At 35.2% G+C, this 8376-nt stretch carries 7 protein-coding genes; all 7 read left to right on the top strand.

The genetic code is table 11. From position 1 onward, the window contains the following. On the top strand, positions 1–351 hold a 351-nt coding region (locus RTP52_RS05555), incomplete at its 5' end, for a glycoside hydrolase family 30 beta sandwich domain-containing protein (protein ID WP_312369764.1). A gap of 41 nt (positions 352–392) precedes the next feature. Further along, positions 393–1022: a hypothetical protein gene (locus RTP52_RS05550; RefSeq protein WP_312369762.1), complete on the top strand. Its 630-nt coding sequence runs from the start codon at positions 393–395 to the stop codon at positions 1020–1022. A 111-nt stretch (positions 1023–1133) separates the two neighbouring features. After that, positions 1134–2075 (top strand): ABC transporter permease, encoded by a 942-nt coding sequence (locus RTP52_RS05545; protein ID WP_312101235.1) that lies wholly within the window; start codon positions 1134–1136, stop codon positions 2073–2075. A gap of 11 nt (positions 2076–2086) precedes the next feature. Continuing rightward, entirely contained in the window at positions 2087–2992 is a 906-nt protein-coding gene (locus RTP52_RS05540) for a carbohydrate ABC transporter permease (RefSeq protein ID WP_312369760.1), read from the top strand. Between the two features lie 22 nt (positions 2993–3014). Next, positions 3015–4712 carry an extracellular solute-binding protein gene (locus RTP52_RS05535; protein WP_312369758.1) on the top strand — a complete coding sequence of 566 codons (1698 nt, stop codon included), beginning with the start codon at positions 3015–3017 and terminating at the stop codon, positions 4710–4712. A gap of 269 nt (positions 4713–4981) precedes the next feature. Beyond that, positions 4982–6781: a sensor histidine kinase gene (locus tag RTP52_RS05530; protein ID WP_312369757.1), complete on the top strand. Its 1800-nt coding sequence runs from the start codon at positions 4982–4984 to the stop codon at positions 6779–6781. A gap of 15 nt (positions 6782–6796) precedes the next feature. Then, positions 6797–8356, top strand: a complete 1560-nt coding sequence (locus RTP52_RS05525; RefSeq protein WP_312369755.1) for a response regulator transcription factor — start codon at positions 6797–6799, stop codon at positions 8354–8356. The last annotated feature ends 20 nt before the right edge of the window (positions 8357–8376 follow it).

The raw sequence follows: 8376 nt of genomic DNA, 5'->3' as shown, positions 1-8376 counted from the left end.
GACTGGAATCTATTACTTGACGAAAAAGGTGGACCAAATCATGTAGGAAACTTCTGTCAAGCTCCAATCATGTGCAATGTAGAGGAGGATAGTATACAGTTTAATCTTTCTTACTATTACATAGGTCACTTTAGTAAATTCATTATGCCTGGTGCAAACCGTATTGCTTACACTAAGTATACGGATTTAGTAGAGGTAGCAGCATTTATTAATCCAAACAAAGAACGTGTTGTTGTTTTACTAAATAAATCTGAGAAAGAGGTAATCGTAGTACTAAGAGAGAATGGAATTGGTCAGGAAATTAAGGTGAATGCTCATAGCATCGTTACAGTGATTTGCAGAGAAAATTAGATCATTGTGTGCATAGGTGAATGCGCGGAATAGGAGTAAATATGCATCATAATAAAAAGTTATGCGTTTTTCTTCTACTTAGTTGTCTCATTTTGATTCTGTGTAGCTGTAGTAAAAAAATAGCCCTAAAAGCAGATTCTACTGTAGTTTCTATGGGGGAGACAACCATAACCTTAGATGAAATGATGTATCATGTTCTCCTTGCTAAGATGCAAGGTGAACTCTATGCATCATTTTTAGGAGAAGAAGATTTTTGGAAGAAAGAATATGAGCCATCCGTTACAATGGCAGATCAGATGAAACAATTTGCTCTTGATAATGCAATTAAGTATGAAGTTTTATACAGGATGGCAGAAAAAGAAGGGTATTTCTTAACAGAAGAAGAACTTTTAATATGCAGGGATCAGGCAAAGGATATTGAAAAAACAATACCAACAAACGAACTACAATCCTTAGGATTAACGAATGAATTAGTCTATGAGATACAAGAAAAGATATCACTCTCGACAAAGTATTATAAGGACTATCTCTTAACACTCTCAGAGGATGAAAAAGAAGCGAAACTACGCTTTGAGGGAAATTACGAAGAGCTAAAAAAAGAGTATCAGGTGAAGGTAAATGATGGTGTTTGGGAAAAAGTAGATATTACAGATCCTTCAATACCGGGGTAAAAATAGGTGGAACTCAGACTAAAAAAATGACACCTTTTCAAAATACGGTTCCTTATAATCAAGGTCTATGGTCTTTATAATAAGGATAGAACAAGAAACGGAGGACAGACCATGACAGAGACGAGTATACCTAAGAAACGAAAAAAATCGGTTACCATGCATAAGTTTATGAATCAGAAATATCTTCAGCTTATGGTTATCCCAGGGCTTATATGGATGTTTATCTTCAACTATATTCCTATGGGTGGTATTGTAATCGCTTTTAAGAAATTTAAAATAACCAAATCGATTGCAGAAGCTCCTTGGGTGGGGTTTAAATATTTCCAAGAGTTTTTTCAGGATTCCAACTTTAGTAACATTATGATAAACACAATTGGTATCAGTTTATTAAAGTTAATCATAGGATTTCCACTTCCAATTATCTTTGCTTTACTACTTAATGAAATAAGAAATCTTAAATTTAAGAAGATTACTCAAACTATATCTTATTTACCACATTTTTTATCATGGGTTGTACTCGGTGGAATCTTAACAACTTGGTTAAATAGTACAGGGGTTATCAATGAATTATTTCAAGCATTACATATCACAAGTGGACCAGTTTCTTATCTTGGCGATCCCAAATACTTCTGGGGTGTAGCGTTAATCTCGGATAGCTGGAAGGAGCTTGGATGGTCAGCAATTATCTATCTGGCAGCTATCTCCTCGGTGGACCAACAGCTCTATGAAGCAGCTACAGTAGATGGAGCATCCAAGATGCAAAAGATAATTAAGATTACATTGCCTTCAATTAAAGGAACCATCGCTATTATGTTGATTTTACAGATTTCTGGTTTATTAAATGCAAATTTTGACCAGATAATGATTCTGAAAAATCAGATTAATATTTCCAGAAGCCAAGTAATCGATACGTATGTATATCAAGTTGGTATGACACTCGGTAAATATTCGTATGCAACAGCAGTTAACCTGTTTAAGTCAGTTATCGCATTAATTCTTCTATTAATTGCGAACTTTTCCAGCAAGAAACTGCTTGGCAGGTCATTATACTAGGAGGTTGCAGCATGAAAAGACGTGTATCATCTAAAATCAAACGCTCCAAGGGAACTTTAATCTTCGATATCCTAAATACGATATTCATGTTATTTATTTGCTTTGTCTGCATTTATCCAATTTGGTATGTCATTGTTAATTCTTTAAATGATGCAACAGATGCGTTAATGGGAGGAATCTATTGGTGGCCAAGGCAGTTCTCCTTGCAAAATTATAGGACAGTATTCAGTGACAACAGTGTACTACAGGCATTTAAGGTGACCATTGCAAAGACTTTAATTGGTACCACAGTTAATGTATTTTTTACCGCAATGGTAGCTTATTCGCTTTCCAAAAAAAATTTAATTGGAAGAAAGTATTACATGGCGTTTGGAACGATTACGATGTTCTTCTCTGGCGGATTGATACCAACATTCCTTTTATTTAAGGGGCTTGGATTATTAAATAATTTTTGGGTTTATGTTATTCCAGCGGCTTTTAACTTTTTTAATCTACTCATTATGATTAATTTCTTTCGAGAGATTCCTGAAGCTTTGGAGGAATCTGCAAAAATTGATGGTGCCAATGATTTTACCATCTTTCGTAAGGTAATTCTTCCGTTATCAAAACCTGTGTTAGCAACCATTGCTTTGTTTGCAGGAGTTGGACAATGGAATGATTACTTTGGAGGATTAATGTATATTACAGATAACCGTTCCCTAGAACCGATCCAGACCTACCTTTATCGTATGGTGGCACAGGTACAGTCCTCGCAGATGGCGGGGTCTATAGCCTCTAATATCAGTGCGAAAGACAGTACTTCAACCGCGATAAAGTTAGCAGCCATGGTTATCACAACGTTACCTATATGCTGTGTTTATCCATTCCTTCAAAAATACTTTGTAAAAGGAATGATGATAGGTGCAGTTAAGGAATAAAATATAAAGGGAGGATTTTACAATGAAATTGGGTAGCAAAAAATGGTTTGCGCTTCTATTGGTTTTTACGATGCTGTTTTCTCTCGCTGCATGTGGTGAGAAGAAAGAAAAACCAACTGGTGCTGAGCCAACAGTAGGGGCAACAACGGAACCAACAAAAGCAGCAGAAGGTACAGCAGATGGAACAAAGGATAACAACAATCAAGGAGAGGTAGTTCCTGGTTGGCAGAAAAACGCATCCGATAAGGTTGACTTAACATGGTATATAAACTTTTCTTGGTTTACTACTCCTTGGGGTGAGAACTTAGTATCCAAGACTATTACAGAGGAAACAGGTTGTAACATTAATTTTATCGTTCCTGCAGGTAATGAAGCTGAGAAATTAAATTCTTTGATAGCATCCGATTCCTTACCAGATTTATTAACGATTGGTTGGTGGGAAGGCCAAGTAAATCAGATGATTGAAGATGAAATGGTTTATGCTTTGGATGAATTAGCAACGCAATATGACCCATACTGGTTTGAAGTAGCAGACAAAGGTCGTGTTGGCTGGTTTACAAAAGAAGATGGGCATGTCTACGGATATCCAAACTCTTCTTTCTCTCCACAGGATTATGAAAAATATGATAACATCTCTTCCAATCAGACCTTCCTTGTAAGAAAGGATATGTATGAAGCAATTGGAAGCCCAGATATGACAACACCGGAAGGTTTTATTGCAGCAGTAAAAGCAGCAGCGGTTAAGTTCCCAGAAGTGAATGGGCAGCCACTCATTCCAGTAGGTGCACATGAATTTGGATCAATTGGTAATAATTCTTTTGATCTGTTTTTATCTAACTTCTTAGCAACTCCATATGAAAAAGATGGCAAGTACTACGATAGATATACCGATGCTGAATTAGTGCGTTGGTTAAAAGCATTCCGCGAGTTAGGTGCAGAAGGATATCTAAAAGAAGATATCTTTGTTGACAAGAGAGCTCAAATGGAAGAAAAGATTGCTCAGGGACGTTATTTCTGTATGTTATATCAGAGAACTGACTTAGCAGATCAACAGAAGGTACTATATAAGAATGATCCCAACAGTATTTATATTGCAATTGATGGACCAAAGAATTCAAAAGGTGATGCTTACACCTTACCAGGAACTGGTATCAATGGGTGGTGCGTAACCATGATTTCTAAGAAATGTCAGCGTCCAGACCGTGCAATCCAGTTATGCTCCTACTTAATGAGTGAGCATGGACAGCATATGACTTGGCTAGGTGTAGAAGGTGTTACTTGGGATTATGTGAATGGAAAAGAAACAATGAAACCGGAAGTGAAAGAAATTTTAACATCTGATCGTAGTGCTTATGATAAACAGTATGGTGCAGATTCCTGTTACTGGATGTTCCAAGACAATGCAATGTCATTAAAATGGGCAGTGGAAACACCAGAACCTCTTGGACAGATGGAACGTTGGACATATCCATATGTTATCTCAGTATCCCAGTATGATGTTAGCTTAGCAGCAGATTCTGATGAATTCGATATTCAAAGTAAGGTAGATAATGAATGGGGCGTTGTATTACCTCGTCTATTATTAGCGAAGACAGAAGCAGAATTTGATACTATCTGGGACGCATTTATTCAGAAGAGAAAAGATTTCGGTATTGATACAGTTCTTGCGACGAAGACCGAGATGATGAAGGAAGCAAAAATGAAATTAGGAATTAAGTAATTAGATTAATAAAGCGGATTTTCGCAATCCGCTTATGCTACTTGCTTATAAACCTCATTTCCACTACGTGGATGAGGTTAAATAATATGATATATTGTGAAGGAAAAACAGCCTGTTTAATGGAATATCTACAGGTTGTTTTTCCCATATCAAGCTTTGGTTAGTGACTGTCTGCCTTGCTATTCTACGGAGCCTGATTTTTGACATAACATAACATAACATAACATAACATAACATGCACAAACATAAGTGCAGGAATAGGTGTTACTATGAGAAAACTAAAAAAGCTTTTTTCAGCAATGAAGTTAAATCATAAAATAACAGTTCTGATTATTGGAACCATAGTGATACCTATGGTTATTTTATCTGTTCTTCTTTTTAAAAATATGAGGGAATCCATCATAAAAGAGAAAGTGAAAAATGTTGAAATTAGCATCAATCAAAGTTATAACCATATTCAAAAAAATGTCGAGCTATGTCATATGTCAACACAGGTTATCTTAAACAGTGAAGGCTTTTGGGATAAGTTAATAGAGTTTCAGGATTCCGAAGTTGTCGACAAGAGCGAAATCATAAAATTCTCAAAGAACGATGTTCGGAATATTGAACGGCTGGTAAACAGTAATCCATATCTTTATCAGATAAGAATCTACATAGCAACTAAAAAAGTACCGGAAATGATGCCAGTTCTTTATCATATGGATCGGCTTGATAATTTCGATTGGTACAAAGAAGATGATACACGTAAGATTTTCTGGAATTTTGATTATGACGGTACTATTTTCCCTTATTATGTATTAAAGCCATCAAAACATATTGTATCACTTACAACACGTGTTAAGGGAACCAAGAAAAAGGTAGATGCCCTGATCGAAGTAGCGACGAAGATGGATGTTTTATTTCCGGATATATACGAAGCGGATGAAGAACAATGGACTTGTTTTGTAGATGAACATGGAACGTACTTTTATGGAGAAGGGGACTCGAATCAAAAGTGGGTTGAATTTGCAGAGGGAGTATTCAAAACAATACCAAAGAATACCAAGGAGTCTTATTATTACAATATGTACCTTGATGAAGAACCAGTTGTAGTAGGCTATATACCGCTAGATCAGTTTAATGGGCATCTGCTAAAGATTGTTTCTTTAAAAAATGCATTTCAAGATATCAATGAAAGAAGAAATGTATTTCTCTTTGGATTCACTGGAGGTGTCGCTATATTAATTTGTGCAGCGAACTTCTTGGTTCAATTGGTACTTCGTGATTTTTATCGGGTAATTCATACCGTTACGAAAGTAAAAGAAGGAGATTTATCTATACGAGTTCCAGTCGATTCCTCTAATGAAATTGGACAATTAAGCGGTCAGATTAATGATATGATGGATACGATTACCTGCTTGATGGAGGATCAATTAAAGAGAGAACTTTTAGTGAAAGACAGTGAGATTAGAGCCCTACAAAATCAAATCAATGCTCATTTTATCTATAATGTACTGGAATCCATTAAAATGATGGCTGAGATAGAGGAACGATACGACATTTCAGATGCAGTTACCTCTCTTGGCAAGTTACTGCGATATAGTATGAAATGGGTATCAAAAAATGTAACGGTAAGAGAAGAGGTTGACTATATTAAAAATTATCTGGCGCTCATAAATCTTCGGTTTGATTATGAAATTTATTTAAGTATCAATATGCCAGAAATTATTTGGAGTCAAGAGATACCAAAGATGTCATTACAACCAATCATAGAAAATGCAATTTATCACGGAATTGAAGAGATTGCGGAGGATACGAGTATCTATATGAAGGGGATTTTATTTGAGGATTATTGTACGATAGAAATTACGGACTCAGGTAAGGGAATGACAGAGGAAGAGGTTAGAATACTTCAACAAAAAATTTCCGGTGAGATTGAAACGAGTGGAAGCTCCGGGAATGGGATAGGGCTTAAGAATGTACAAGATCGAATCAAAATCAGTTTTGGAGAACCTTACGGAATTAGTGTAGCATCAAGGAAGGGTTTGTTTACCAAGGTTATCGTAAAGATACCATTGATCCTAACATAGGGAGGAGGGAATTCCATGAAGAAGCTTTTGATTGTAGAGGATGAAAAAATGATCAGGCAGGGGATAAAAAGTATCGCAATGCGTGCACCTATTCCGATTGAGCAAATTATTGAATGTAAAAATGGGGTAGAAGCACTTGAAGTAGTAAAAAATGAAGTAATCGATGTCATGATTACTGATATTCGTATGCCTGGGAAAGATGGAATAACGTTAGTAAAAGAAATTCAGGTTTTGCCACATGTGCCTAAAACAGTCGTAATTAGCGGCTATGATGATTTTAATTATGCAGTTGAATTACTGCGTTCCGGAGCTAAAGATTATTTATTAAAACCAATCGAACGTGAGAAAATATTCGATGTATTAACAAAATTAGAAAAAGAACTGTGTGAAGAGAAAGAAGAGGCGGAAAAAAGAAATCTTATATGGCAGCAGCAGTTGCGTTATTGCATGTTAGGAGAAACAAGCTTAGATAGTTGTAAGGTAACCTTTGAAGAATTTTTACAAAAGGAAAGGTATCTTTTATGCTGCACTAATATTTGGAGAGAGGATTGGTTAGAGGAAACGAATATATTAGGATTAACCAAGATGCAACATCAGAATATTTACATAATGAGGGGATCACAAAAGCAACTTGCACAGAAGGTTTTTTGTGAAGATTATATTGGATTTAGCGAGGAGCATACAAAATTTGAAGAATTAAAGATTGCATTTAAAGAAGCATTATTTGCAAGAAAGCAATCCTTTTATCAGGAGAGTCACCAGATTGATTATAAAGATTGTAGAAGTAATCTAATGAAGGATGAGGAGAAAGAAAAGCAGAAAGAAAATCAGAAAGAAAATCAGAAAGAAAATCAGAAAAAAAATCAGAAAGAAGAAAATGAAAATAATTCTTCTAGAGAATCAGTTTTTGAAGTGTCAGAAGATGAGATTGACCAATATGTTCAATTGTTTGGAACAAGCAAGTGGGAACAAAATGATAAATTTATAAAAAATCTTTATTACAATGTTAGGTGTGGAAAGATTACACCAGAGGACTTTGAGCATGCGATACAATGTTTTGTTGAGGGGATTGAGAAAAGTTACCAAAATCTTATAGATTTTAGCGATACCACGCTACTACATCATAAAAGTATTTATGAATATGATTCAGGTTCAAAATATATAGAAAATTTAATGGAATGGCTTAATGAACTCCATGGAAGGATTATATCCGAATTCTCAGATTTTAAAAATAAACAAAAGATTCAATTAGCTTTGATTTATATTAAGAAGAATTATAATAAGGATTTAAATATGGCAGTTGTATCGAATTACATATCAATGAATTATTCTTTATTTTCCTTCGCTTTTAAACAATATACAGGAACTTATTTTGTTCAATATTTAAAGGATCTTCGGATTGCAAAAGCGAAAGAATTACTTGAAAAAACTGAGAAAAAGATAGTGGAAATCAGCAATGAAGTTGGATACGAAAATGAAAAACATTTTATGAAAATTTTCAAGCATCACTGTGGAGTATCACCGTCGGAATATCGAAAAAATTCATATGTAAGGAAATCAAAACCAGTGGATTAACAAAAGGGAAGAGAAAGTGA

Source organism: Lachnoclostridium sp. (assembly GCF_031997925.1).
GTDB lineage: Bacteria > Bacillota > Clostridia > Lachnospirales > Lachnospiraceae > Lachnoclostridium.
This window is presented reverse-complemented; position numbering and strand designations above follow the sequence as displayed.